Consider the following 24,714-nt stretch of genomic DNA (forward strand, 5'->3'; position numbering starts at 1 on the left):
TCACTCCCCTCACCGGGGTTCTTTTCGCCTTTCCCTCACGGTACTGGTTCACTATCGGTCAGTTAAGAGTATTTAGCCTTGGAGGATGGTCCCCCCATCTTCAGACAGGATTTCTCGTGCCCCGCCCTACTTGTTTTCACGCTTAGTCTCATTAATCTGCTTTCGCCGACGGGGCTATCACCCTCTATGGCTTGTCTTTCCAGACTATTTGGCTAACAGATTAACTATCTCGTGAAGGCTCTTCCGCGTTCGCTCGCCGCTACTTGCAGAATCTCATTTGATTTCTTTTCCTCGAGGTACTTAGATGTTTCAGTTCCCTCGGTTCGCTTTGTTTACCTATGTATTCAGTAAACAATGACCTATAAAATATAGGTCGGGTTTCCCCATTCAGATATCTCCGGATCAATGTTTGTTTGCCAACTCCCCGAAGCTTTTCGCAGGCTTCCACGTCTTTCGTCGCCTTTAACTGCCAAGGCATCCACCTTCTGCGCTTATTTACTTGATTTGAGAACCCAACTCGTTACTCTTAATCAACTTCTTTTACACTCTTTTAAAGCATAATTTCTTTTGATTCGTCGCCGATGCTTGCAAGCATCCGAATTGAATCTCATTTTCTGGTTTTTCGCTGAATGCAACATACCCGAAATTGTTATTCACAATTTCATTTTTTTGGAAAATAATAAAAATTTTACTTCTTACTATTTTCGCGCCTTCTTACAGATTTTAATTTGTTAATGAACTTAAAAATTAATGCCAAAAACACTAATCCTATTCTTTCACGGGTCTGTAACATTTTGGTGGAGCCAGTCGGGATCGAACCGACGACCTCCTGCGTGCAAAGCAGGCGCTCTCCCAGCTGAGCTATGGCCCCTTGTTACCTCACTCGTGGTGGGTCTGGGTGGACTTGAACCACCGACCCCACGCTTATCAAGCGTGTGCTCTAACCAACTGAGCTACAGACCCTTAAACTTTTCTTGATTGTTTTACGCTTTTTTTCAGCGCAAAAAAACACACCAACTTTAATTGGCTTAAAGTGTTTTCTCAATCGGTCATTTTTTTTATTTTACTTCGTTTTGTCTTCTACAAAACAAAACTCAAGTAAGCAATGTGTGTGGGCGCTTAAGGCATTAGGGTTTCTTAATTTCTTATCATTGATAAGGAGGTGATCCAGCCGCAGGTTCCCCTACGGCTACCTTGTTACGACTTCACCCCAGTCATGAATCTTACCGTGGTCGGCGACCTCCTCTTACGAGGTTAATCTACCGCCTTCTGGTAAAACCCACTCCCATGGTGTGACGGGCGGTGTGTACAAGGCCCGAGAACGTATTCACCGCAGCTTGCTGATCTGCGATTACTAGCGATTCCAACTTCATGGAGTCGAGTTGCAGACTCCAATCCGGACTGCGAGACGTTTTAAGGATTGGCTCCCCCTCGCGGGTTGGCTTCCTATTGTACGCCCCATTGTAGCACGTGTGTAGCCCTACCCATAAAGGCCATGATGACTTGACGTCGTCCCCACCTTCCTCCGGTTTATCACCGGCAGTCTCCTTTAAGTTCCCAGCTTGACCTGGTGGCAACAAAGGATAAGGGTTGCGCTCGTTACGGGACTTAACCCAACATCTCACGACACGAGCTGACGACAGCCATGCAGCACCTGTCTCTTGGTTCCTTTCGGCACAGGCACATCTCTGCGCCCTTCCAAGGATGTCAAGGGTAGGTAAGGTTCTTCGGGTTGCATCGAATTAAACCACATGCTCCACCGCTTGTGCGGGCCCCCGTCAATTCCTTTGAGTTTTAACCTTGCGGCCGTACTCCCCAGGCGGAGAACTTAACGCGTTAGCTTCGCTACGTCGCGCAGAGCAATGCCCCACACCTCACAGCTAGTTCTCATCGTTTACCGCGTGGACTACCAGGGTATCTAATCCTGTTTGCTCCCCACGCCTTCGCGCCTCAGTGTCAGTTAAGACCCAGGTTGTCGCCTTCGCCACTGATGTTCTTTCCGATATCTACGCATTTCACCGCTACACCGGAAATTCCACAACCCTCTGTCTCACTCGAGTCGACCCGTTTTCGACGCCATTCCCAGGTTAAGCCCGGGGATTTCACATCAAACCTAGTCAACCACCTACACGCCCTTTACGCCCAGTCATTCTGATTAACGCTCGCACCCTCTGTATTACCGCGGCTGCTGGCACAGAGTTAGCCGGTGCTTATTCTGCGGGTACCGTCAAAATAACAGATTATTCACCCGTTACTTTTCTTCCCCACCTAAAGTGCTTTACAACCCGAAGGCCTTCTTCACACACGCGGCATTGCTGGATCAGGGTTGCCCCCATTGTCCAATATTCCCCACTGCTGCCTCCCGTAGGAGTTTGGGCCGTGTCTCAGTCCCAATGTGGCTGATCATCCTCTCAGACCAGCTACGGATCGTTGCCTTGGTAGGCCTTTACCCCACCAACTAGCTAATCCGACGTAGGCTCACCCCAGTGCGCAAGGCCTTACTTTCGTAAAGTCCCCTGCTTTGATCTTTCGATATCGCCCGGTATTAGCCCGAGTTTCCTCGGGTTGTCCCGGTCACTAGGACAGATTCCTACCTATTACTCACCCGTCCGCCACTCGCCACCCATAAAGGCCGAAACCTTTACTGTGCTGCCGTTCGACTTGCATGTGTTAGGCATGCCGCCAGCGTTCAATCTGAGCCAGGATCAAACTCTTCACTTTTTTTTCATTTAATCCCGCTCACTTAAATTATGACTTCTCACAATTCAAGCGCTCGGTTCCGTATCCACGTATAACTCTTAGTTGCCTAACAGCCCTCGTGAATACGCTTGCCAAGCGCCCACACACTTTGCTTACTGTCTTTTCTTGTTAATGAACTTTTTCGCCTAAATTCTCAGGACTTTTTTAAAATCCTCTTCCTCTTCAGCGCCTCAGATGTAACACCCAAGGACCGTGCATTCTACGCACTTTTTTAACTCTGTCAAGAAACATTTTTATTTTTTTATTTCTTAATAGTGCTGACTTCATGTCTATCAAACTCTAATCATTCTAACGAATTTCAGTTCAAAAATCTAGCTATATTGTTCTTTTTCTTCTTCACTCAAATAAACAAACGCTTCCTAACAAGTCATCTAAGTAAACGCCCTCGCATCATTTGAAAAATAAAGTATTACTAAATTAATATTTTTAGTTTTACTTTATTTTTCAAGCAAACTCAGTTGTTGTGCAACAGGAGAAAAAGAACGACGATGTATAGAAATAGGCCCAAGTTTTTTCAGAGCCTGAATGTGTTGTACCGTACCATAGCCCTTGTGTTGTGCAAAACCATAACCTGGGTACTGTTTATCAAGTTCAATCATTTCTAAATCACGATATACTTTGGCTAAAATAGAAGCCGCGCTAATGGCTGGTATGGTCTTATCCCCTTGGATAATCGCTTGGCAAGGATATTGCAACGTAGGACAATATTTCCCATCAATTAAAACGTACGTAGGCAGTATAGGCAAAGCAGATACTGCGCGTTGCATCGCCAATAAAGTCGCTTGAAATATATTGATTTGATCGATTTCATTGACTTCAGCGCGACCTAAAGACCAAGCTTGTGCTTTTTGTTTAATTTCTTGCGCCAATCGTTGACGTTTTTGAGCCGTTAATAGTTTCGAGTCAGCCAAACCCGTAATCGGCTGATCCGGATCAAGAATAACCGCTGAAGCAATCACTGGGCCCGCTAAAGGACCACGCCCGGCTTCATCCACGCCCGCGAGATATCGCTCCTGAATAATTTTTTGTTGCAAATGATTTCTCCCTGAATCCAATGATGAGTTGTACTCATTATAAAAAATTATTTTTTTACCCAGAGGATTCTTTTTATAAGTTAATTCTTTTCGCAAAAAGACACTAGGCTAAACTTTTTAACTAATAAACATTAAACACGCTTATTCTTTTTTTGTGCAAGCAAACCCAGTAACGCCTCTACCGCTTTTTCACTGGCATGACAACGTAATTGTTGATGGAGTATATGAAAATCTTTTTTGATTTGCGCTATTCTGGACAAATCATTTAACGTGTTCAGTAAAGTAGTCGCCAGATTTTTAGGTGTCGCCTGCGACTGAATATACTCAGCCACATATTGCTTATTCATCAGTAAGTTCGGTAAAGCAATGTAAGGTGTTTGAACAAGTCGTCTAACGATAAAATACGAAAGCGGACTCATACGATAAGCCACCACCATCGGTTTTTTCAGAAGTAAGGCTTCTAAGGTCGCCGTGCCGGATGCACAAAGCACAATATCTGCCGCTACCATTGTTTGCTGCGCCTTCCCTACCGTGATAGTTATTGGAACCGTTGCACCCATCTCAGCATATATTTGTCTAAACTGTTGGGCATGTTCCTCATTCACCAACGCGGCAACAAAAAGAAAATCCGTATTTTTTTGGTAACAACGATAGGCCGTTTCAATAAAAGTGGAAGCAAGATAGTTCAACTCATTGGTACGACTACCGGGGAGTAAAGCGATAAGCCTTATGTTGTCTACAGGGAGTGCTAACTCCTCGCGCGCGGCGTTTTGATTCAACTCTAAAGGAATTTCATCGGCCAGAGTATGACCTACATAAACAACGGGAATTTGGTGTTTTTTATAAAACTGCTCCTCAAATGGGAATAAAGTCAGCATTAAATCGACCGCACGGGCTATTTTTTTTAATCGACCCTGCCGCCAAGCCCAAACACTGGGACTGACATAATGTGCCGTCAAAATACCGTGCTTTTTTAATTTTTCTTCCAAACCTAAGTTAAACTCGGGGGCATCGACCCCTAAAAAAAGATGAGGAGGATGCGCCAAAAAATGCTGTAACAATCGGCGCCGTAGACAAATTAATTGCGGAAGACGAGCTAAAATCTCACCAATCCCCATTACCGAGAGTGTTTCCATCGGAAACAAGCTCCGTCCATTCACTCCACTGACTTTTTTGTGTGCGAGGACCTAAAATACCCTCAACTGTAAAATGAATACCTCTTTTGTGCAGCACATTGAGTAAATTTGCCGCTAACAAGTCGCCGGAAGGCTCGCCCACAACCAGCCCTATACGCAACGGTTCATTTAAATTAGCGAATGATTCCACGACGTGATTGTTCTAATGCAGATAAAATTGGCGCAATCTGCGGACATTTTTGTTGTAACAGCTGAAGCTCTTGTGTGGCTTGTTGAATTGTTAAGTTTTTTCGAAAAATTAACTTATAAGCTTGCCGCAAAAACGTAAGCACCTCTTCACTAAAACCATTTCGTTTTAAACCTTCCTTATTTAATCCACAGACTTTTGCATCGTGCCCCCCTTCAACCAGAATGTAAGGAAGCACATCTTGCCGAATCATCGTCGCTGCCGTGATAAAACTATGTGCTCCAATGTGGCAATATTGATGCACTGCACTATAAGCACCTAAAATCGCATAATCTCCAACGGTTACATGGCCCGCTAAACTAGCATTATTGACGAGTACAGTGTGATCACCTATCGCACAATCGTGAGCAACATGTGCGCCTACCATCAATAAATTAGAATGACCTATTTTCGTAACCCCTTTATCCTGTAAAGTTCCTCGATTAACCGTGCAATATTCGCGAATTACATTGTGATCACCAATTTCTAAATACGTTTTTTCACCTTGGTATTTTTTATCTTGCGGATCATCACCTAAAGACGCAAAAGAATAAATTTTATTTTTGCGTACCTGAATCAATTTCCACTTGCGGACCTATCAACCCACTTGCACATCGTTTGCTAATTTAGCCTCAGGATCAACTATTGCATGTTCATCAATCATGTTTCCGTTTTTCTCCCTGCGCCCATAAGCTCTGCTTCACAAACCAATTCATTCTCTACTTTTGATGTAACTTTACACTTCCAGATATCACCTTTGACACGTAACACCTGCGCTTCAATATATAATTGATCGCCTGGAACCACGGGTCGCTTAAAACGCGCGTTATCTACACCAGCAAAACAAATAAAGAAAACCTTCTTTATTTCGTTCTTTATTCGAATATAAAGCAAGAATACCGGTCGCTTGCGCCATCGCTTCGAGGATTAATACGCCAGGCATGATCGGTTTACCTGGGAAATGGCCTAAAAAGTAAGGTTCATTGACCGTTACATTTTTAATCGCCGTAATCGATTGACGTTCAATCAAATCAACCACTTTATCAATCATTAAAATTGGATAACGTTGAGGTAAGTATTTTAATATTTCTTGAATATCCATGACATGGCTCATATATTTTACCTAATTATATAATTGGGCTAAGAAAAAAAATCATGTGAATCACACCAACGCATAATACCATTACGCCTTTTTATATATCTTGTTGCAAATTCTTTTCAATTTTTTTAAACCGCCTAAACAAAGCATCTAATTGACGAAAACGCGCCTGATTTTTCATCCATTCTTGACGCGGTTGAACAGAATGCGTTGAGGAATAAACACCCGGATGGATAATAGAATGTACCACACTCGACATACCCGCTATCATAACATTATCACAGATTTCAATGTGTCCATTAATACATACCCCACCTCCTATTAGGCAATTTTTGCCAATACGGGTACTGCCGGCAATACCCGTACAGCCAGCAATTGCGGTATTTTCACCAATCGCAACATTGTGACCAATTTGAATTTGATTATCCAGCTTCACACCATCTGCGATGAGAGTATCGGCCAACGCACCACGATCAATCGTCACATTAGCACCAATTTCAACATCATTCCCTATTTTTAATCGGCCCAGCTGCGGAATTTTAAGCCAACCGTTCTTATCCTTTGCCAAACCAAAACCATCACTCCCCAAGACACTACCACTATGTATCCATGTCCGTTGTCCCACCACCGTATCGGAATAAAGAACGACGCGCGCAAATAAACGACTCTGCGCGCCAATGTGCACGGCATTACCTAAATAACAGCCCGCATCAATTATGACATTTTCTTCTATACAAACTTCATCACCTAAAACACAGTAAGGCGCAATATGTACGCTAGGATGAATTTTAGTATTCTTACCAAGAATTACAGTGGGGTGGATACCCGGAGAATAATCGACTTTTTTTTCGAAAAGTTTTGCGACCTTTGCAAAAGCTAGGTAGGGGTCTGTCGTGATGAGTGCATTACCCGGACATTGGTCAAGATATTCATGCCGTAAGATGACGGCCGAGGCCTTTGTTTTCAATAAATGTTTTAAATAATGGACGTTATCTAAAAACGAAATCTGACCAGCTTGCGCTTTTTCTAAGGTCATGATCCCGTTCACCAAACAATTTGAGTCACCGATAAGCTCGGCCCCCAGCAATACTGCTATTTCTTGTAAAGTATAACTTAGCTGTTGTGGCACGACGGTGACTCTTAATATCTAGATTTTATTGGTAATACATCAAAAATGTACCTTTACTTTTATTCTACAAAAATTATTTCAACGCGCCTAAAACATCTGCAGTAATATCTAAATCACTTTTAGCGTAAAGCGTGCTGCCTTTTTGAATTACGACATCTACTCCTTTTTTCGCCCTCCATCGAGCTGCTGGCTAAAATTATGTAAAGATTCACTCTGTTGCTTCGAAAGATCTTTTTGAAAAGCCACCACCATACTTTGAGTCATGATTTTTTTTCAAGCGTAGCATTCTTTTTCGCTCTGTAATTCTTTTTGAGATTGCACAATCTTGTCTTGTCGACCTTTGAATTGACGAGTCAATGCATCGTTAATTTTTGCGATCTGAGGCGCTTTTTGTAAAATAGCCTGCATATCCACAATCGCTAGCTTTAACCCTTCTGCCTGGGCCCCCAGAGTGAAAACCGTCAGCAACATCGCTGTCACGGATAACCACCACAATTTTTTCATCATTCGCTCCTTACAAGTAAGCATAGTTAAAAGCCTGTTCCAATATTAAACTGGAACAATTGTGTTTGATCATTTGGCTGCGGATTGATCGCCTTCGCCAAACTAAAGCTCAATGTTACATTAAAAACTGGAACCCGCCAATCAATGCCTAGACCGACCGAGTAACGTAAGGGACCCGAAGCAGTTCCGCCATTCACTCCTTGAGTTGAATAAACATTTCCCGCATCAACAAATAAACTGGTTCGCACTCGATCCGCTACCGACACGGGCATCGGCACGATCAACGCAACGCTACCGACCGTCATCACGTTACCACCTAAAGGATAACCCAGACTGTCTTTTGGCCCTAAGGAGCTCACTTCATAACCGCGAACTTGGCCATCCATACCAATACCACCCGCATAGTAATTTGCAAAGAAAGGGAGTCCTTTTGTTCCACCAAAGCCATCTCCGTAACCTAAACTCAAACGCCCTTGCAAAATAAAACCCTGTGTCAGTGGATAATAATCCATTGCACCATAATTAGCGCGATAATATTGCAAGGGTTCGCCACCCACAGGAAATGCCAATTGTAAGTTCGCCTTTTGAGTTAAACCCTTCTCTGGAAAAATTAATCGGTCAAATCCATTACGGACCCAACCCACGGACAATAAATTGATTAAATTTTGTTCCATGATCTTCAACAAATTTTTGTACTTCTCTCGAACGACCATGATAAGGGATCGTTTTATCATCAGGCAAATTCAGTTCGAGCCTTTGTAATCCACCTTGAAGCGTTAATGCATCGCCTTGTGCATCGAATGGAATCACGTAACGAATATCCCCTCCATAAGTATTCGTACTATAAGTCGTAGTATTTAAATTACTTGGGGTGGCGCGTTGAAAAAAGAAATCAAACCCACGTTGTATCCCATCGAGGGTATAATAGGGATTCAGATAGCTCACATTATAAATGGTAGCTGCACGGGTATTATTAAAGTTCACCGCAAGTTGATTACCCGTTCCAAATACATTCGTTTGATTCAGTGCTAAATTGATTACAGGACCATTGGTTCCATAACCAAAACTAAATAAAGCTTGTGCGGCATGCGCCTCTGCAATCTGGACATCTAAATCTACTTGATCGGAATAACCTGGAACGGGAATGGGTGTAATTTGTGGCATTCCTTGGAGCAAACCACTTAATTGCATTTGTCGAACCGATTCGCGAACGTCTACTTCGGACATTAAGCTTGCTTCTTGCTGACGTAACAAACGGCGGAAGACTTCATCTTGCGTCTTGACGTTTCCATGTATATTAATATGACGTACATAAACTTGTTGCCCCGGATCCACATAAAAAGTTAAGGAAACCGTTTTATCTTTCTCATTTACTTCTGGAACAGTATTGACCGTCGCAAACAAATAACCGAGCTCACTTAATTCAGCTCACTTAATTCACTTTTTAAGTGCTCTTGGATATCCACCACTGTCTGCCGTGAAAAAGGAGTACCTGGCTTTAAAGCGAGAAATAAATTTTTCAATTTACTCTCACTGATCAACAACCGCCCCGCTACATGGTGATCTCCAAAAGTATAAATCGGCCCCTCTGTTATCCGAAAAATAAGGTAAGCCTGCTTTTTATCTGGTGTTAAGGTGACCTGTGTTGAATTAATTTTAAACTTTAAATAACCCCGATCCAGATAATAAGATTGTAAAGCATTAGCCGTTGCTGAAAGTTGTTCGGTATTGTAACGATCAGAGTTTGTTAAAAAAGACCAAGGTTTCGGTGTTGTCAAAGGCAGAGCCTTTTGAATCGCTTTATCACTAAACGCATGATTACCGACAATTGAAATCCCTGCAACTTGCGCAGTCATCCCTTCTGAAATATTGATACTAATCGCGACACGATTATTTGTTTCTTGCGTAACATGTGGCGTAACACGTGCGGCATATTTACCCATTAAGTCATATTGGGTTCTTAATTGAGTCACAAACTGCTCTAAAACCGATTGATCAAAAAAACGTCCTTGTGCTAGGCCGATTTTTTCAAGTAACTCATTGAGTTTATCTTTCGGCAATTCTTTATTGCCCGTTAATAAAACTCGACTAATGATCGGTCGCTCCACCACATCAATAATCAATGTGTGATTTTGTTGTTTAAGACGTACATTATTAAAAAAGCCCGTCGCATATAACGCATTAATTAATTGGGTCGATTGTGATTGATTGAAATTTTCACCTACTTTTACAGGCAAATAACTTAAAACGGTTTCTCGGCTGATTCCATGAAGACCATGGATCTGAACCGCTACAAGCGGGAAAGCCTGTACAGGAGCTAGAAATGCTCCGTAGGTCAGTAAAAAGCGAAAAAAAGTATTTTTGAATAAATGCATGATGAGTTAAGTATTATTTAGAAATAACGTCCTAGTCGTTCTAGGGCTCATATCATAGCAGTATCTGATACCAGACCATAGCTTTTTAAAATCAGTGCTTGAGTGATATTGCGCGCTAAACGATCCGCTTCAAGAATAACGTGTATACTCTCGGCAGACTGAGGCTGAATTTTTTGAAAAACTTGTTGATTAAAATAAGCAATTTCCGTAAATTTAATTTTTCCAGCAAGAAAAGCCGTCACCGCCACTTCATTGGCCGCATTTAATATCGTTGCGGCGGTTCCTCCACAACGCAAAGCTTGATACGCCAAATTTAAACAAGGATAACGCTGAAAATCAATCGGTGAAAACTCAAGCTTAGCCATTTGATTGAGATTCAGTTTTGGCGCTGGATTGGCTAAACGTCCTGGCCATCCTAATGCATAAGCAATGGGAATACGCATGTCTGGTTGAGCCAGTTGAGCCAATACACTTCCATCAATGTATTCAACAAAAGAATGCACCAAACTTTGTGGATGTAAAAACAACGTCAATTTTGTTTTGGCGTCTAAGCCAAATAAAATCGCAGCTTCAATCACTTCAAAACCTTTATTCATTAACGTCGCCGAATCAACACTGATTTTTTTACCCATCGACCAGTTTGGATGACAACAGGCTTCTTCGGGCGTAACTTGCGCAAGCTGCGCTTGGGGCCGATCCCGAAAAGCTCCACCCGAAGCGGTAAGAATGACTTTAGATAAATCATTGGGTTTTTCGCCAAGAACCCATTTATCGTTATCAATACATTGGAAAATCGCATTATGCTCGCTATCGACTGGCAGCACTTCGACATGAGCACGTTTTGCTTCCTCAACAACCAACGTACCCGCCATAATCAAGGCTTCTTTATTCGCCAACAGAATCTGTTTTTTGGCTCGAATCGCTGCAAATAAAGGTAAAAGTCCTGCTGCACCGACAATTGCGGCCATCACTGTATCCACTTTAGAGAGGCTCACAACCTGCTCCAAACCAAGCGGACCAAAAAGAACTTGAGTCATTATCCCTACAGTACGCAGTTGGGTTTGCAAGCACATGGCTTGTTCTTGCGTTCCCACTACAGCGTATTCAGGCTTAAACTCGATACATTGTGCGTGCAGCAACGTTACGTTTTGGTGTGCGGTCAGCGCAATCACCTTAAACGCATTGGGATGTTGGCGAATCACTTCTAGCGTTTGTGAGCCAACTGAGCCCGTTGCACCTAAGAGTGTTAAGTGTTTCATAAAAATAAACCCAGTAACCAGAAAGTACCCGCAAATACCGGTGCAGCAGACAGTAAGCTATCCACTCGATCAAGCAGCCCCCCATGACCGGGTAATAACTGGCCGCTGTCCTTTATCTTTTCTAAACGCTTCAATTGACTTTCAAAAAGATCGCCAGCCACTGAAGCAATGATCGTCAGTAACACCAAAATAAGCACCTGCCAAAAATGCGGTTTTGGTCCGTGTAACATATAGATAAAGGCCATAACCATCAAAAACGTCACTGAAAAACTGAAAATAAGTCCTTCCCATGTTTTTTTAGGGCTTAAAAGTGGGGCCAAATAATGTTTCCCCCATAAACGACCTCCCAAATAAGCCGCGCTATCCGCTAACCAAATAATAAGGAACAAAACAAGTAAGTAAATCGGTTGTTGTTGTAATTGTTGTAGCGCCACCCAACAGCTCGTCAAAATGAAAAAACCAAGCGTCAAACGCACGTTTGGTGAAATCCAAGGTAGGGTTATTTGGGTTCGCGCCCAAACTAAATAACCACTAATCAAAAACCAAAGCAGTAATCCCAAAAGAACCACAATATGTTCATAAACAGAAAAAAAGCTTATTCCCATCAAAATAACCGCTTGTAATCCGACATAGATGCCACGCATTGGATGACGCGTCCATCCCCCTAACCGTGCCCATTCCCAAGCCGCAATCAACGTAATGAAAGCGGTCACTCCACCAAAATAAGGTTGCGATAATCCAAATAATCCTAAAATTACGATGGGAATCAAAACCAATGCGGTCAAAATACGTAGCTTAAGCATGGGCTTCTATGGGGTCCTCAATCGTTGCTCGACCAAAACGTCGTTCACGTTGTGAATAAAAAAATAAGGCTTTTTTAAATTCTTCTTTATTAAAATCCGGCCAAAATACCGCAGAAAAATAAAACTCTGTATACGCAAACTGCCATAACATAAAGTTACTAATCCGATATTCTCCACTTGTCCTTATCAAAAGATCCGGCATTGGTAAATCGGCTGTCGCCAGTTGTTGCGCAAAAAGTGCTTCAGTAATTTGAGTCGCTTTGAGTAAGCCCTGCTCAATTTGCTGCGCAAGCTTTTGGGTCGCTTGGACAATATCCCATTGACCACTGTAATCTACAGCAATCACCAATTTAAGACCGGTATTATTTTTTGTGAGTTGTTGTGCGCTTTCAATGGATTCACGAAGTGCTGCAGTAAAACGCTCTTTACACCCAATCACTCGCAGCTGAATATTATTTTTATTGAGTTCTCCTACTTCGCTTTTAAGGGTATTTAAAAAAAGCGTCATCAGATGATTCACTTCTTGCGCCGGTCTGCGCCAATTTTCACGACCAAACGCAAAGAGCGTTAACACTTCAATTTCCTTCAACTCTGCGCAGAGTTGAATCAGCCTCTTTACCGATTTAAGGCCTTCCCAACATTCTCGGTAAATGCCGTCCTTGCGCCCAACGACCATTCCCATCCATGATGACAGCGATATGTTTGGGCAACTTGAACCCTATATCCTTATCAAGAATTGACATAAAAAATGTTAACGTTAATTTATTAGATCGTCATCAATTCTTTTTCTTTTTGAGCAACGATCTTTTCTATTTTCGAAATAGCCTGATCCGTTACTTTTTGAATGATTTCTTGGCCACGACGTTCATCATCTTCTGTCAAAATCTTTTTCTTAACGAGATCTTTGAGTGCATTATTGGCATCACGCCGATGATTACGAATAGACACTCGCGCCTCTTCCGCTTCTTTTTTTACAAGCTTATTCATTTCACGGCGCCGCTCTTCAGTCAAGGCCGCTAAGGGAACCCGAATCGTTGCACCCGCGGTGACAGGATTTAATCCAAGATCCGCACTTAAAATCGCTTTTTCAATCGCCTGTACAAGACTTTTATCCCAAGGGGTCACCATTAACGTTCGCGCATCACAGACCGTGACACTGGCAACATGATTGAGCGGAACTTCTTGATCATACTGCACTACGCGTAAATGCTCGAGTAAACTCGGATGTGCTCGACCGGTACGTAACTTCGCTAAATTACCATCGAGTGCTGCGATCGTTTTTTCCATCGCTTGCTCAGCCGCTACTTTTACTGTTTCGATTGTATTATTCATCTTCGCTTTACTTTCCTCTAATTTGTCACCACAGTCCCCACTTGTCCACCTTGCAAGATGGTACGTAGCGCATGGGGTGTTTGCAGATTAAAAACGTGTATCGGTAAATTTTGATCGCGACACTGTACAAAAGCGGCAATATCCATCACACCTAACTCTTTTTCAATCACCTCTTTATAAGTGAGATGCGTGTAAAGGATTGCGTCTTTATCTTTCTTGGGATCCGCTGAATAAACGCCATCGACCTGTGTCGCTTTAAGTAATACTTCGGCGCCTATCTCAATTCCTCGTAAACTGGCCGCTGCATCCGTAGAAACCAATGGATTCCCCGTGCCTCCAGCAAAAATAACAATATAACCTTTATTGAGTTGGCGAATGGCTTTATAACGATCAAACTCAGAAACCCATTTCCCGATAGATAAGGCAGACATAATTCGGACGATCTTTCCCCGCTTTTCTAAAGCATCCCTTAAGATTAACGCATTGATCACGGTGGCTAACATACCAATTTGATCACCGGTAATACGGTCTAAACCGACTTCGGCCAGAGAGCGCCCTCGAAATAAATTACCACCGCCTATCACAATACCAATCTGAATACCTAAATGACTGGCGGCGACAATATCCTCAGCAATCTGCTGTAAAGCGGTAGAATCTATAGGATCCGTGGTCTTGCCATTGAGTGCCTCGCCACTGAGTTTGAGTAAAATACGTTTGTATTTGGGCATAACAGAATTCATAAAAGCAGAGCACCTGATTGATAAGTCATGAATAATAACCTTTTCGGTTTAGAGTGGCTAGCCCAGCGCAAACGTATTTACCTTGACTTTTTCTTCTTTAGAAGAAGAATAATTTTTTTTAGCGTTCGTGCAACGAAGCGGATCGATTCAATAAGATAAATTAAATCGATCCTGCAAACTTAGCCAATAATAAAAAATTTGCTTGGTTTATGAACTTTTAATTTGCGCCATCACAGTTTCAGCAAAGTTTTCAACTTGCTTCTCAATCCCCCGAAGTACTTTTGCATTGGCTTGTTTGAGTAACTCTTGAACCGTTATAGAAGGATCTTTCATGAAAGGTTGGCGTAATAATATCGATTCGTCAATAAATTTCTCAAGACGCTCATTGACCATTTTTTCCAACACAGCCGCTGGTTTGCCACTTGCTTCAAGTTGTTCAGCAAACAGTGCGCGTTTGCTTGCTAACATCTCCGGCGTAAGATCGTCTACAGAAATCGCCAGGGTATCGTTTGCAACAATATGCATCGCTAAATCTTTCGCTAACGTTTGATCGCCACCTTGCAGTTCAATAATAACGCCGACGCGCCCCATGTGCACATAGCCGCCTACGTGAATACCGGGATGAGCATTTATGACCGCTAAACGACGAATTTGAATATTTTCACCTAACTTAGCGACCAACTGCTGACGCTCGGCTTCAACCGAATGATCGGCTCCAGCAAAAATACAAGCCAGCAAATCGTCTACCGAGTTCACGACTAAGTTTGCTGATAATAATTGAGCTAATTGCTCGGTGAACACTTTGAAGTGGTCGTCACGGCTCACAAAATCGGTTTCACAGTTTACTTCGAGTAAAACCGCACGTTCGCTATTGTAAGTTACCGCAATAAGACCTTCGGCAGCCACTCGACTCGCTTTTTTATCGGCCTGCATTTGGCCCGCTTTTTGTAGAAACTCAACAGCAAGCTCAAGATCACCATTAGTTTCGGAGAGCGCTTTTTTACAATCCATCATCCCCGCGCCGGTTCGGGCGCGTAAGGCTTGTACAAGTGTCGCAGTGATAACAGGTTTCACTTAGCCACCTCCTCTTTTTTATCTTCGATTGCAGGCTGATTCTCTTTTTCCGTTTGCTCGGAAGTCTCTAGATTGGTTTTCTCTGCAATCGCCTCTAACTCAATGGCCTGAGCCGCTTTGGCACGCGCTTCTAAAATCGTGTCGGCAAACAATTTTGTATAAAGTACAATCGCGCGCGCCGCATCATCATTGCCAGGAATAATATAGTCAATACCTTCTGGTGAGTGATTGGTATCCACAATACTGATCACCGGTATTTTTAATTTTTGCGCCTCGGCAATGGCGATATTTTCATAACCACGATCAATCACAAACAACGCATCCGGCAAACCACTCATATCCTTGATACCACCTAAGCTTCGTTCCAGTTTTTCCATTTGCCGCTGTAGATTTAAGGCTTCTTTTTTAGTGAGTTGTGCAAAACTACCGTCTTGGCTGCGTGTTTCTAATTCTTTTAAACGTTTTATCGATTGGCGAATGGTTCGATAATTAGTCAGAAGCCCTCCTAACCAACGATGGTTCACGTAAGGCATTCCGCAACGCATTGCTTCGGCTTTAATTAAATCTTGGGCGGCTCGTTTGGTGCCGACAAACATAATCTTACTACCGGGTCTAGCTGCGAGTTTTGCGACATAATCCAGTGCTTCGATAAGATGCTTACGGGTGATTTCTAAATCAATAATACTGATCCCATTTCTCACCCCATAGATATAGGGCGACATTTTAGGCTCACGAAAACGGGTACGGTGACCGAAATGAATTCCGGCTTCAAAGAGTTCTTTCAAAGTAACTAAAGACACTATTTTTCTCCAAAAACGGCAAAAAACGCCTAAGATATTGTTAATAGGCAGTTTTTGCTGGGTTAAACCTCCACCTCTCAATAGCTGAAGACCCTTGAACCACGTTATGCACGTGGGACCGGGGCCACCCTCAGTATCTTAACGATCGGCGTGTGAAATATTCGCTTTTTACAGCGAATCGCTTTATATCATAAAATACCGGAAATAAACAGCCTATGGCTCGGTAATGCGGCAACCGCCGCCTTTTTACTGGCTTAACCAGCTGCTAAACTCAGGCATAACCTTCTCAAAATCTAGAGCCGTTAAGTCGATACTTATGCTTAATCCATAGCGAATCTCTCAGACGAAAAAATCACTAGGCGGCTATGATGATCGTTTTCATCTCGAAAAAGTGATTTTTTCTGCCTGTTCAGGTTCAGACTCGGTCTTGGCGACGAACTTGATTAAAGGTTTGGTTAAATTTTGGTAAAATACCCTTTTATAACCTTCAATCAAGTTAAATACATTATTCAGAAATTCAGTGATGATGTCTTGATTTTTTTCTTTGCTTGCTAACAATTCATCCAACGTATCGATACCTCCTTTAAAAAAGGCCAGGAAATAAAATAAACTGGAAGTTCTTTCATTGGTTAATTCTTTTTTTTCTAAGAAATATTCAAATAATTGGCAATATTGAAGTCTCTTTTTTGAATCAAATAATAAACAATCCTGAATAAAGCTTAAATATTCTTTTAGTTTAATATTACTATTCTTTCTATATAGTAAGAAAAAAATGGATATTACTTTATTTATGAAAACTGAATTCTTCACTCCGACAAGATCAAACATTTTTTTTAAATCAGACTCTATATCTTTTTTATCTACACCATTTTTATGGTAATGCCAAATAATATTAAATGTTTTATTTAAAAAATTTCTACGTATTGCAAACTGGACACTTTCTTCCCATAAAGGATTTAATTCAATTCGATAGCCTATTCCCTGAATTTTTCTGATTAAATCAACCAATTCTTTGGGCGATTTAATCAAGAAAATTTCACGAGCGTTAATATTTAATTTTGCGGGTAATAATACGGTTATGGGATAATTTAGAGTGGGATCACTCACCGGTGAACCAATATCATCACTATGATGAATACACTCTAAACCAGGACCGCGGCCTAATGCTTGATTCATTTCTTGAAGAGTTTCTATTATCTCAGGGGTAATGTTTCCTAAGTTAGGCTTTTCTCTCTCATAAAAGGTTTTACTATCGTTTTGTGGATTCATTTTTTCTTTAGGGGACAATTTTTTGAAAAAATTTTGGGTAAATGACATCCGGGTTAGGACGAATATGTTTTGGCCCAAACTCACTCCAAGGAAAAATAACCCCTAATAAATCGTAATCAGGAATAAAAGGTTTTTTCAATTCAGGGTGCGCTAAAACTTGGAAAGGTGATTTATCTTCATTAAAAATAGCGTATTCTGTTTTAGTTTGGCTTTTCAGTTCCTTCACATAAAACAAAATGAACTCCTGCGTACGAGGATGAATACATTGAAATACTTGATACTCACCTTTTTGTTCTTTGAAAAAAATATGCTTTGTGTTAATGAGCTCAATAAAACGTTGAGCGCTTAGAACTAAAGGAATCGCGATTGCATAACCTTCGAGGATACAACGCTGGAACCCATCCCCGGCCCCCATGACGCACTTTTACCTTTAATATTAAAATTTTTAGTTGGGTATTGTGCCCTGTTATGAAGTGATTTAGCGCTCGATTCGACAGGTCTAAAAAGCAAAATGATTCCTTTTATTCTTGCATACTCGAGCAAACTCAATAAATCTTTATCAGGAATACCTTGATCGGCAGGGAGAACTGGAGATATTGATTCTAAATAAGAAAAATTCATAAAAATGATATATGTATTGTTACCACATATCACTTTATGCTATATAAAAAATATTAAGGTTTTATTAAAAATAACAAATAACAAATAACAAATAATTATTTTATCTGTAAATTAGATGATTCTTTTAGCAAATGATGCTATTTCAACTGATGAAATAAGCCCTTTCGTCGAAAAATTTGGGTAATAGCCTGAAAATGAATCGTAATTTTTTTATCAACATTTAAGTCAATGCTATTTTTTTGAACTTAAAATGCAATAAATTGATTCAATACGTTTATGTTCATCATAAATATATACTTGGTTTTTATGATAGTTGCTTCAGTAGCCTTGGCTTGTTACACTGACCTTAGAATACAAAATGCATGGCAGATATATTTGTTCTTTTTAAAAAAAAATTAGTCAAAACAGAAAACTTGAGTTAACTATCGATTGGTTTTTTTATGCCCTATGTACTAATCCTTTATTACAGTCGTCATGGCGCCGTGGCAAAGATGGCTAATGCCATTCAGGTCGGTGTTGATCGGGTTAAAGGTATCGAGTCAAAAATTCGTACCGTGCCAGAAGTTTCCCCGAATTGTGAAGTAGTCACGAACAATACTTCCTTACTGACCCCACCTTTAATCACCCGACAAGAAGTTCGTGATTGTGCTGCATTAATCCTCGGCAGCCCTACTCGATTTGGGAATATGGCAGCGCCACTGAAGTATTTTATCGATTCTCTCAGCGAGTTTTGGTTATCCGGTGCTTTAGAAAAAAAACCAGCGGCGGTTTTTTTCATCTACCTCGAGCCTTCATGGTGGGCAAGAAAGCACATTGCTGACGATGATGTTACCTTTGCTTCATTTAGGAATGTTTATCATTGGCGTACCTTATTCCGAACCGGAATTATCAACAACAACTACTGGTGGCACACCTTATGGCCCAACACATCTGGCGGGACCGGATAGTAAAAAATCCACTCAGTGAGGAAGAAAAAAATTATGCTGGGCTTTGGGGCAACGGGTAGCGGAAGTGGCATTGAAATTAAGCTAACGCTTACAAATCCAGTAAAGTTTTTACTAAAGGAATGGTTAATTTTCGTTTCAGGCTTAACGTTTCCTTATCAAGACGTTCTAACGCCGCAAAAACGGCCTTAGCATGGCGAGGTAAACGTAAGAACAAAAATTGTCCGACTTCCTGGGTTAATTCAAGTCCGCGAGCGTGTGCACGCGCTTGAAAGGCGACATAACGTTCAGAATCTTCGAGTTCATACAACTGAAAAAGTACTCCACTACTTAATCGAGAAACTAAATCGAGTAATGAAAACTCCAGTTGTCGTGGTGAACATTTTGCCGCAATCAATAAATATTTTCCTTGTTCCTGGAGTCGATTATAAAAATGAAAAAGCGCTTCTTGCCAATACGCACTGTGGGCAATACTTTCGACATCATCTAAGCAAATCATATCCAGGGTATCTAAGCCATCAAAAATTTCCGGGCCATTTGTTTTTTGCAAAACAGTTAAAGGTAAATAAGCCACGGCAAAACCATGCTGTTGCGCAGCGTGGCAAGAGGCTTGTAATAAATGGGTACAACCCGCTCCAGGATTTCCCCACAAATAAAGGTAGGGCTCACCTTGTTTTGCTGAAAATAATTTAAGATAGTGAATAAGCAACGCATTCGGTGGGCTGGTATAGAAATTCTCGAAGGTGTTTGCATCGGGCGGTTGAATTGGGAGAGTGAGCTGCATAACCATCGTGTTAAGGTAAACTCCGTGGAGGCTCTTTTTTCAATATTTTTGAATAAAAAAGTGCCTGTCTCGCCCAAACCCAGGTATACTGAATAAAACTTAACAAAGAGGTGATAAATACGGCCTCAATGAGGCGATCGATGAGGCGCTCAGGTAAGGGGTAAAAAGCAAGTTTTATCAACAATAAGGTAACAAGCACTAATTGGAGAAAAGTATTCAGTTTACTAATCCAAACGGGTTTATAATTTAGGGGCCCTACGCAGTATCGATAAATCAGTGCACCCCCCATAATCCAAGTGTCGCGGCCAATCACTAATATCATTAACCAAAATGGGATTTGCTTTAAATAGGCTAATACCATAAAACTACTCATGAGTAGCAATTTATCGGCTAAGGGATCTATTAATGCACCGAATTGGCTTGTCCAACCAAAAAAGCGCGCCAAAAAACCGTCTAAGCCATCACTCAAGCCAGCCACTAAAAATAAATAAAAAGCAAGAGGATAGTACTTTTTCAATAAAGCCCAAAGAATAGGCCCTATTAATATAAAACGGATACAAGTAACTAAATTAGGAAGATAACGCAGTTGTAATTGGATCATTTTTTTGGCTTAATCAAACTTATCACAGGATTAATTATAGCGATGCTTAAACCAGAACTCATTAACCAACTCATAAAAAATTCCAATTATCTGCTTCTACGATAAAAAAAAGCGTAGAACAATTAGTAGAAGCCTTAGAGCAGGCGCTCTCCCAAGGTCGTCGACGCGTTCTGCCTTCAATCCGAAAACGGGGGAACATTTTTTAGCTCCAGAGAAATATCGTATTCATTTTAAAATGGGTAAACAACTTAAGTACCGCCTTAATCCAACTTCGAATCTCCAATGTGCTGAAAAAGAGCGCGAAACTTAAAGAAATACCCTAAGAAAGGGAGTCTGCGCTATTCTCGAGAAATTCTCCAAGAGCATAGCACAATGCTTGAGTCCCGACACGCTGTAAGGCCGAAATTTCAAAACAAGGTCGGTGTTTGACCAGTTTTTCTTTTAAGCACTCATAATTACGGTACGAGATATCGCCAGACAGCGTGTCTATTTTATTTAAAATAAACCACCGCGGTTTAGCGGCCAAAGTGGGGCTATATTTTTTTAATTCTTCTTCAATAGTAAGGACATTCTTCAGTGGATCACTGCCATCTAAAGGAGAAATATCGACGACATGAAGTAGTAAACGTGTTCTTTCAAGATGCTTTAAAAAACGGAGTCCTAGCCCAGTTCCTTCAGAAGCCCCTTCAATCAACCCGGGAACATCCGCCATGACAAAACTCCGCCCATACTCTAGGGAAACGACGCCTAACTGTGGCTTTAAAGTTGTAAAAGGATAGTCCGCTACTTTGGGTGTTGCGGCAGAGACGGCACGAATCAAGCTCGATTTTCCAGCATTGGGTAATCCAACTAAGCCAACATCCGCTAAAAGTTTTAATGATAAACGAAGTCGGCGTTCTTCCCCGGGTTGACCCGGGGTAAACTGACGGGGACTACGATTTGTACTACTTTTAAAACGCGCATTACCCAAACCATGCCATCCACCCTTGGCGACACATAGTTTTTGCTCAGCATTCACTAAGTCGCCAATCAGCTCTTGCGTGTCGGCATCATAAACTTGGGTTCCCACTGGCACAAAGAGGATTCGATCTTCCCCTTTTTTTCCGGCACAATCACTGCCACGGCCATTTTCACCATTTTGTGCTTTGTATTGTCGATTATAGTGAAAATCAATCAGTGTATTGAGATTAGAGACGGCTTGAAGATAGACGCTTCCGCCATCACCGCCATCGCCACCATCAGGGCCACCTAATGGAATAAACTTTTCTCGACGAAAGCTTACGCAGCCGGGACCACCTTTTCCTGCCGCTACTAAAATTTCAACTTCATCAAGGAATTTCATAAAAAAACCCCGTCAAAGCGGGGTGTCTATTTTACCAACTTTTAACTGGTTGGCTTTGAATTTTCATCTATCGGGCAAACTGAAACAAATTGTCGCAGCTTTTCACCTTTGCGAGCAAAAACGACGGCCCCAGGAACCAACGCATACAGTGTATGATCTTTACCTATACCGACATTCGCACCAGGATGATAGTGTGTTCCACGCTGACGGATAATAATATTTCCGGCTTTGACGAACTCACCACCAAAGTGCTTAACACCTAAGCGTTTAGAATGCGAATCGCGACCATTTCGGGTACTACCCCCTGCCTTTTTATGTGCCATGGCTGATAACCTCTATAAAATTTCTGTAATCTTAACGGCGGTATAATACTGACGATGCCCCATTTGCTTACAATGGTGCTTACGACGGCGAAATTTAATAATTTTGACTTTATCGTGACGACCGTGTTCAACAATCGACCCTTTCACTTTCGCCTCTGCGACATACGGTGAACCGACTTTCAAGCCCGCCTCGGGGGTAGAGAGAAGCAATACCGGAAATTCAACCGTTTCACCCACTTCAGATTCGATTTTTCAAGCTTGATCAGCTCGCCTAGAGCGACTTTATACTGCTTTCCACCGGCGGAAATGACTGCATACATAATTCTAAATCTCCGATAATTCTCAAATTTTCCCAAACAAACTTTAACGATAAACGCCTAGTTTGGGAAAGTACCGAAACGTTTGCCATAAAGGCTTGCCTATTCCATCGGTTAAAACGGACTCGGCACTAAAAACTAGGAAACTGCTTTTAAAGACCGGAATTGTGTCTGGCTCCCCGAGCAGGACTCGAACCTGCGACCCAATGATTAACAGTCATTTGCTCTACCGACTGAGCTATCGGGGAATTTAAAGCGTTTGAGGGTGCCTATCATAATGATACAAAGTGAACCGGTCAAGCGGTATTATAAAAAAGGTTTACACGTATCGATCGCTTCAAGTAGACAAAATTCTTTGATAACGGTTAGGTGATGGGTATTTGGAATAATTTTCTAATTTGCCAAACAATCCCTTTTAAAAACGGCGGATACTTTCTGAAACTTGTAAATAACGTTTGAGCTTCTCTCTCTTTTCCTTCTGGATTTGTCGATCTTGTTTTCTTCTTTTAGATTGCGCTCTGCGATTGACAGGACCCACTCCAAAAAAAGGAAGATGGTCTATAAAAAGTTTAAGGAACATCGGTCGTTTCATCGTCGTAACCTCCTTTATTTTGCCATTTGTTATTCTTTAAAAATAGTCTTAACTTGCTTACTCTTCAAGCGATGGAAATAAAGTTAAATTCTTTTGCCTCATGTCATCGCTTTCATTACAAAACGCTCTTCTTTTTTATCTTTTATAGATAATAAAATTTTCATGGGGCTAGAAAGCGTCATTTAGAGCGCTATTTTGCTAAGTTGTACGGATTGTCTACCATTTTAGGGATAAGCTTGTTAAAATGCGCGCCATCAATTTAGAGCTAAAGATATTACTTGGCTCGCTTTTTCAGCCAGGAAACTTTAGTGGACTTTAAAAATTTTCGATTCGACCCCCGTATTTTATCCGGTATTCAGGCCTCAGGCTATACTGCGCCGACCCCTATTCAAAATAAAGCCATTCCAGTGATTCTGGAAGGTCAAGATGTCGTCGGCTTAGCACAAACAGGGACCGGCAAAACCGCCGCATTCGTTTTACCGCTGCTACAACAGCTATTAACCGGTCAAAAAGGCCGTCTGCGGGCACTCATTATCGTGCCCACTCGTGAATTAGCCGAACAAATCCATCAAACTATTCGCACTTTGGGCCGCGATACCGGTTTACGGAGCACCACTTTATATGGTGGTGTCAATCTAACGAAACAATTTCAAATGTTGCGACGCGGCGTAGATATTGCAATTGCTTGCCCAGGACGTTTATTAGATCACATTGACCGACAAAATATAGATTTTAGCCATCTCCAGTTTTTAGTCCTAGATGAAGCCGACCAAATGTTTGATTTTGGCTTTTTACCGGCTATCCGTAAAATACTCGGCTACTTACCTAAAAAACGACAGAGTTTGCTTTTTTCCGCTACGATGCCAAAAGCGATTCGTCTTTTAGCTGATGAAATATTGAAACATCCGGTTTCGATACAAATTGGCGCTTTAGCGCCGGCAACGACTGTCGAACAACGCCTGTATCCAGTGAGTGAATCTCTAAAAACAGCTTTATTAATTCGTTTGTTACAAGAGACACCGGTTGACTCTATCTTAATTTTTACTCGTACAAAACATCGTGCTAAACGTTTAGCTGAGCATTTAGAACGATTAGGTTATCGTAGTACTTCATTTCAAGGGAATCTCTCCCAATCTCGACGACAGATGGCACTCGACCAATTTCGACGTGGAGTCCTCCAAATTCTAGTCGCCACAGATATTGCGGCACGGGGTATCGATGTTGCAAACGTCTCCCATGTAATTAACTTTGACATGCCAGCAACCACTGATGCCTATACACATCGTATTGGTCGAACTGGGCGTGCTACACGGTGCAGCCTATACTTTGATCACGAAAAGTGATCAAGCACAAGTCCGTGCCATCGAACGTTTACTCAAACAACCGATTGAAAAATGTATCTTGCCGGATTTTAATTATCAGGAAAAAGGAAATCGTGATGAATTCGTCATGCCCGTGGAACGGCCACAACGCTCTGCCGGTTACGCGCATAAAGGAGGCGCCTCAACACCTAAAAAATCAGGTTATGCTGCGCGAGGGACTTCTCACAAAGATTCGGCTCAAAAAACGAATCGTCGTCCAGGTAAACCTAAATTACGGCGTGCCAGAGACAAAGCCAACTAACTCATAACTGCTCACTCTTCAGCATCA

At 41.7% G+C, this 24,714-nt stretch carries 26 protein-coding genes, 3 tRNA genes, 2 rRNA genes and 4 pseudogenes (1 of these 35 only partly in view); 4 read left to right on the top strand and 31 right to left on the bottom strand.

What is annotated here, in order from left to right:
- From S3O_RS0105825 to S3O_RS20435, 24 genes and pseudogenes are all read right to left on the bottom strand, one after another.
- Positions 1 to 505: ribosomal RNA gene (locus S3O_RS0105825) — 23S ribosomal RNA — on the bottom strand (it extends 2,496 nt beyond the left edge of the window).
- A gap of 290 nt (positions 506 to 795) precedes the next feature.
- A tRNA-Ala gene (locus S3O_RS0105830) sits at positions 796 to 871 on the bottom strand.
- Between the two features lie 15 nt (positions 872 to 886).
- Positions 887 to 963: transfer RNA gene (locus tag S3O_RS0105835), tRNA-Ile, on the bottom strand.
- 192 nt (positions 964 to 1,155) lie between these two features.
- A 16S ribosomal RNA gene (locus S3O_RS0105840) occupies positions 1,156 to 2,721 on the bottom strand.
- Together the 16S and 23S rRNA genes with 2 tRNA genes alongside form the textbook arrangement of a ribosomal RNA operon.
- Positions 2,722 to 3,197: 476 nt before the next feature.
- Positions 3,198 to 3,794, bottom strand: coding sequence for a ribonuclease HII (gene rnhB / locus S3O_RS0105845; protein ID WP_235776204.1), 597 nt, complete (start codon positions 3,792 to 3,794; stop codon positions 3,198 to 3,200).
- Between the two features lie 131 nt (positions 3,795 to 3,925).
- The gene (gene lpxB / locus S3O_RS11675; RefSeq protein ID WP_083827672.1) at positions 3,926 to 4,930 is read right to left on the bottom strand and encodes a lipid-A-disaccharide synthase; all 1,005 of its coding nucleotides are present in this window, start codon (positions 4,928 to 4,930) and stop codon (positions 3,926 to 3,928) included.
- The gene (locus S3O_RS18110) at positions 4,899 to 5,120 is read right to left on the bottom strand and encodes a hypothetical protein (RefSeq protein WP_010598137.1); all 222 of its coding nucleotides are present in this window, start codon (positions 5,118 to 5,120) and stop codon (positions 4,899 to 4,901) included. Before S3O_RS18110 ends, lpxB begins: the two co-directional genes overlap by 32 nt.
- On the bottom strand, positions 5,104 to 5,736 hold the full coding sequence (lpxA, locus tag S3O_RS14000; protein WP_010598138.1) for an acyl-ACP--UDP-N-acetylglucosamine O-acyltransferase: 633 nt from the start codon (positions 5,734 to 5,736) through the stop codon (positions 5,104 to 5,106). Before lpxA ends, S3O_RS18110 begins: the two co-directional genes overlap by 17 nt.
- An 80-nt stretch (positions 5,737 to 5,816) precedes the next feature.
- Positions 5,817 to 6,270, bottom strand: a pseudogene (fabZ, locus tag S3O_RS14005) (3-hydroxyacyl-ACP dehydratase FabZ).
- Positions 6,271 to 6,349: 79 nt separating this feature from the next.
- Positions 6,350 to 7,384, bottom strand: a complete 1,035-nt coding sequence (gene lpxD, locus S3O_RS0105865; RefSeq protein ID WP_010598142.1) for a UDP-3-O-(3-hydroxymyristoyl)glucosamine N-acyltransferase — start codon at positions 7,382 to 7,384, stop codon at positions 6,350 to 6,352.
- Between the two features lie 273 nt (positions 7,385 to 7,657).
- A complete protein-coding gene (locus tag S3O_RS0105875) occupies positions 7,658 to 7,888 on the bottom strand; it encodes an OmpH family outer membrane protein (protein ID WP_010598143.1) in 231 nt (76 codons plus the stop codon).
- A gap of 26 nt (positions 7,889 to 7,914) precedes the next feature.
- Complete coding sequence (locus S3O_RS19635; RefSeq protein ID WP_010598144.1) at positions 7,915 to 8,562, bottom strand: BamA/TamA family outer membrane protein; 648 nt, start codon at positions 8,560 to 8,562, stop codon at positions 7,915 to 7,917.
- Entirely contained in the window at positions 8,516 to 9,292 is a 777-nt protein-coding gene (locus S3O_RS19640; protein ID WP_010598145.1) for a POTRA domain-containing protein, read from the bottom strand. Before S3O_RS19640 ends, S3O_RS19635 begins: the two co-directional genes overlap by 47 nt.
- A 14-nt stretch (positions 9,293 to 9,306) precedes the next feature.
- On the bottom strand, positions 9,307 to 10,263 hold the full coding sequence (gene bamA, locus S3O_RS15555; RefSeq protein ID WP_010598146.1) for an outer membrane protein assembly factor BamA: 957 nt from the start codon (positions 10,261 to 10,263) through the stop codon (positions 9,307 to 9,309).
- Between the two features lie 47 nt (positions 10,264 to 10,310).
- Positions 10,311 to 11,522 carry a 1-deoxy-D-xylulose-5-phosphate reductoisomerase gene (locus S3O_RS0105885; RefSeq protein WP_010598147.1) on the bottom strand — a complete coding sequence of 404 codons (1,212 nt, stop codon included), beginning with the start codon at positions 11,520 to 11,522 and terminating at the stop codon, positions 10,311 to 10,313.
- On the bottom strand, positions 11,519 to 12,325 hold the full coding sequence (locus S3O_RS0105890; protein ID WP_010598148.1) for a phosphatidate cytidylyltransferase: 807 nt from the start codon (positions 12,323 to 12,325) through the stop codon (positions 11,519 to 11,521). Before S3O_RS0105890 ends, S3O_RS0105885 begins: the two co-directional genes overlap by 4 nt.
- Positions 12,318 to 13,068 (bottom strand): annotated as a pseudogene (uppS, locus tag S3O_RS14015) (polyprenyl diphosphate synthase). The gene S3O_RS0105890 and the pseudogene uppS overlap by 8 nt, the downstream one beginning before the upstream one ends.
- Positions 13,069 to 13,090: 22 nt before the next feature.
- On the bottom strand, positions 13,091 to 13,657 hold the full coding sequence (frr, locus tag S3O_RS0105900) for a ribosome recycling factor (RefSeq protein ID WP_010598150.1): 567 nt from the start codon (positions 13,655 to 13,657) through the stop codon (positions 13,091 to 13,093).
- A 17-nt stretch (positions 13,658 to 13,674) separates the two neighbouring features.
- On the bottom strand, positions 13,675 to 14,397 hold the full coding sequence (pyrH, locus tag S3O_RS0105905) for a UMP kinase (RefSeq protein WP_010598151.1): 723 nt from the start codon (positions 14,395 to 14,397) through the stop codon (positions 13,675 to 13,677).
- Positions 14,398 to 14,604: 207 nt separating this feature from the next.
- On the bottom strand, positions 14,605 to 15,471 hold the full coding sequence (tsf, locus tag S3O_RS0105910) for a translation elongation factor Ts (RefSeq protein ID WP_010598152.1): 867 nt from the start codon (positions 15,469 to 15,471) through the stop codon (positions 14,605 to 14,607).
- The gene (gene rpsB / locus S3O_RS11705) at positions 15,468 to 16,271 is read right to left on the bottom strand and encodes a 30S ribosomal protein S2 (protein WP_050816851.1); all 804 of its coding nucleotides are present in this window, start codon (positions 16,269 to 16,271) and stop codon (positions 15,468 to 15,470) included. The genes tsf and rpsB overlap by 4 nt, the downstream gene beginning before the upstream one ends.
- A 378-nt stretch (positions 16,272 to 16,649) precedes the next feature.
- Positions 16,650 to 17,540 (bottom strand): hypothetical protein, encoded by an 891-nt coding sequence (locus S3O_RS0105920; RefSeq protein WP_156792787.1) that lies wholly within the window; start codon positions 17,538 to 17,540, stop codon positions 16,650 to 16,652.
- Between the two features lie 7 nt (positions 17,541 to 17,547).
- The gene (locus tag S3O_RS0105925; protein ID WP_010598155.1) at positions 17,548 to 17,955 is read right to left on the bottom strand and encodes a hypothetical protein; all 408 of its coding nucleotides are present in this window, start codon (positions 17,953 to 17,955) and stop codon (positions 17,548 to 17,550) included.
- Positions 17,892 to 18,161 carry an anthrax toxin-like adenylyl cyclase domain-containing protein gene (locus tag S3O_RS20435; protein WP_156792788.1) on the bottom strand — a complete coding sequence of 90 codons (270 nt, stop codon included), beginning with the start codon at positions 18,159 to 18,161 and terminating at the stop codon, positions 17,892 to 17,894. The genes S3O_RS0105925 and S3O_RS20435 overlap by 64 nt, the downstream gene beginning before the upstream one ends.
- A gap of 440 nt (positions 18,162 to 18,601) precedes the next feature.
- On the opposite strand from S3O_RS20435, the pseudogene wrbA reads away from it, so the two are divergent.
- Positions 18,602 to 19,193 (top strand): annotated as a pseudogene (wrbA, locus tag S3O_RS14020) (NAD(P)H:quinone oxidoreductase).
- Positions 19,194 to 19,196: 3 nt separating this feature from the next.
- On the opposite strand, the gene hda reads toward wrbA, so the two are convergent.
- Complete coding sequence (gene hda / locus S3O_RS0105935) at positions 19,197 to 19,889, bottom strand: DnaA regulatory inactivator Hda (RefSeq protein ID WP_010598158.1); 693 nt, start codon at positions 19,887 to 19,889, stop codon at positions 19,197 to 19,199.
- 10 nt (positions 19,890 to 19,899) lie between these two features.
- Positions 19,900 to 20,490, bottom strand: coding sequence for a CDP-alcohol phosphatidyltransferase family protein (locus S3O_RS0105940; RefSeq protein ID WP_010598159.1), 591 nt, complete (start codon positions 20,488 to 20,490; stop codon positions 19,900 to 19,902).
- A gap of 121 nt (positions 20,491 to 20,611) precedes the next feature.
- Between S3O_RS0105940 and S3O_RS20440 the strand changes: the two genes are divergently transcribed.
- Positions 20,612 to 20,800 carry an HU family DNA-binding protein gene (locus S3O_RS20440; protein ID WP_408005673.1) on the top strand — a complete coding sequence of 63 codons (189 nt, stop codon included), beginning with the start codon at positions 20,612 to 20,614 and terminating at the stop codon, positions 20,798 to 20,800.
- A gap of 9 nt (positions 20,801 to 20,809) precedes the next feature.
- Here S3O_RS20440 and cgtA read toward each other — a convergent pair whose 3' ends face one another.
- The 5 genes and pseudogenes from cgtA to S3O_RS17330 all read right to left on the bottom strand — a co-directional run bounded on the left by cgtA (position 20,810) and on the right by S3O_RS17330 (position 23,064).
- Positions 20,810 to 21,832, bottom strand: coding sequence for an Obg family GTPase CgtA (cgtA, locus tag S3O_RS0105945; protein ID WP_010598160.1), 1,023 nt, complete (start codon positions 21,830 to 21,832; stop codon positions 20,810 to 20,812).
- Between the two features lie 41 nt (positions 21,833 to 21,873).
- Complete coding sequence (rpmA, locus tag S3O_RS0105950) at positions 21,874 to 22,155, bottom strand: 50S ribosomal protein L27 (protein WP_010598161.1); 282 nt, start codon at positions 22,153 to 22,155, stop codon at positions 21,874 to 21,876.
- A gap of 78 nt (positions 22,156 to 22,233) precedes the next feature.
- Positions 22,234 to 22,475: pseudogene (gene rplU, locus S3O_RS14025) on the bottom strand (50S ribosomal protein L21); the annotation flags it as partial.
- 169 nt (positions 22,476 to 22,644) lie between these two features.
- Positions 22,645 to 22,720 (bottom strand) — tRNA-Asn (locus S3O_RS0105960).
- A gap of 167 nt (positions 22,721 to 22,887) precedes the next feature.
- Positions 22,888 to 23,064, bottom strand: a complete 177-nt coding sequence (locus S3O_RS17330; protein WP_156792789.1) for a hypothetical protein — start codon at positions 23,062 to 23,064, stop codon at positions 22,888 to 22,890.
- A 308-nt stretch (positions 23,065 to 23,372) separates the two neighbouring features.
- On the opposite strand from S3O_RS17330, the gene S3O_RS14030 reads away from it, so the two are divergent.
- Positions 23,373 to 24,407: a DEAD/DEAH box helicase gene (locus S3O_RS14030; protein WP_202798019.1), complete on the top strand. Its 1,035-nt coding sequence runs from the start codon at positions 23,373 to 23,375 to the stop codon at positions 24,405 to 24,407.
- A complete protein-coding gene (locus S3O_RS18115) occupies positions 24,391 to 24,687 on the top strand; it encodes a hypothetical protein (RefSeq protein WP_010598164.1) in 297 nt (98 codons plus the stop codon). Before S3O_RS14030 ends, S3O_RS18115 begins: the two co-directional genes overlap by 17 nt.
- The last annotated feature ends 27 nt before the right edge of the window (positions 24,688 to 24,714 follow it).

This window comes from Rickettsiella massiliensis 20B (genome assembly GCF_000257395.1).
GTDB classification, from domain to species: Bacteria; Pseudomonadota; Gammaproteobacteria; order Diplorickettsiales; family Diplorickettsiaceae; genus Diplorickettsia; species Diplorickettsia massiliensis.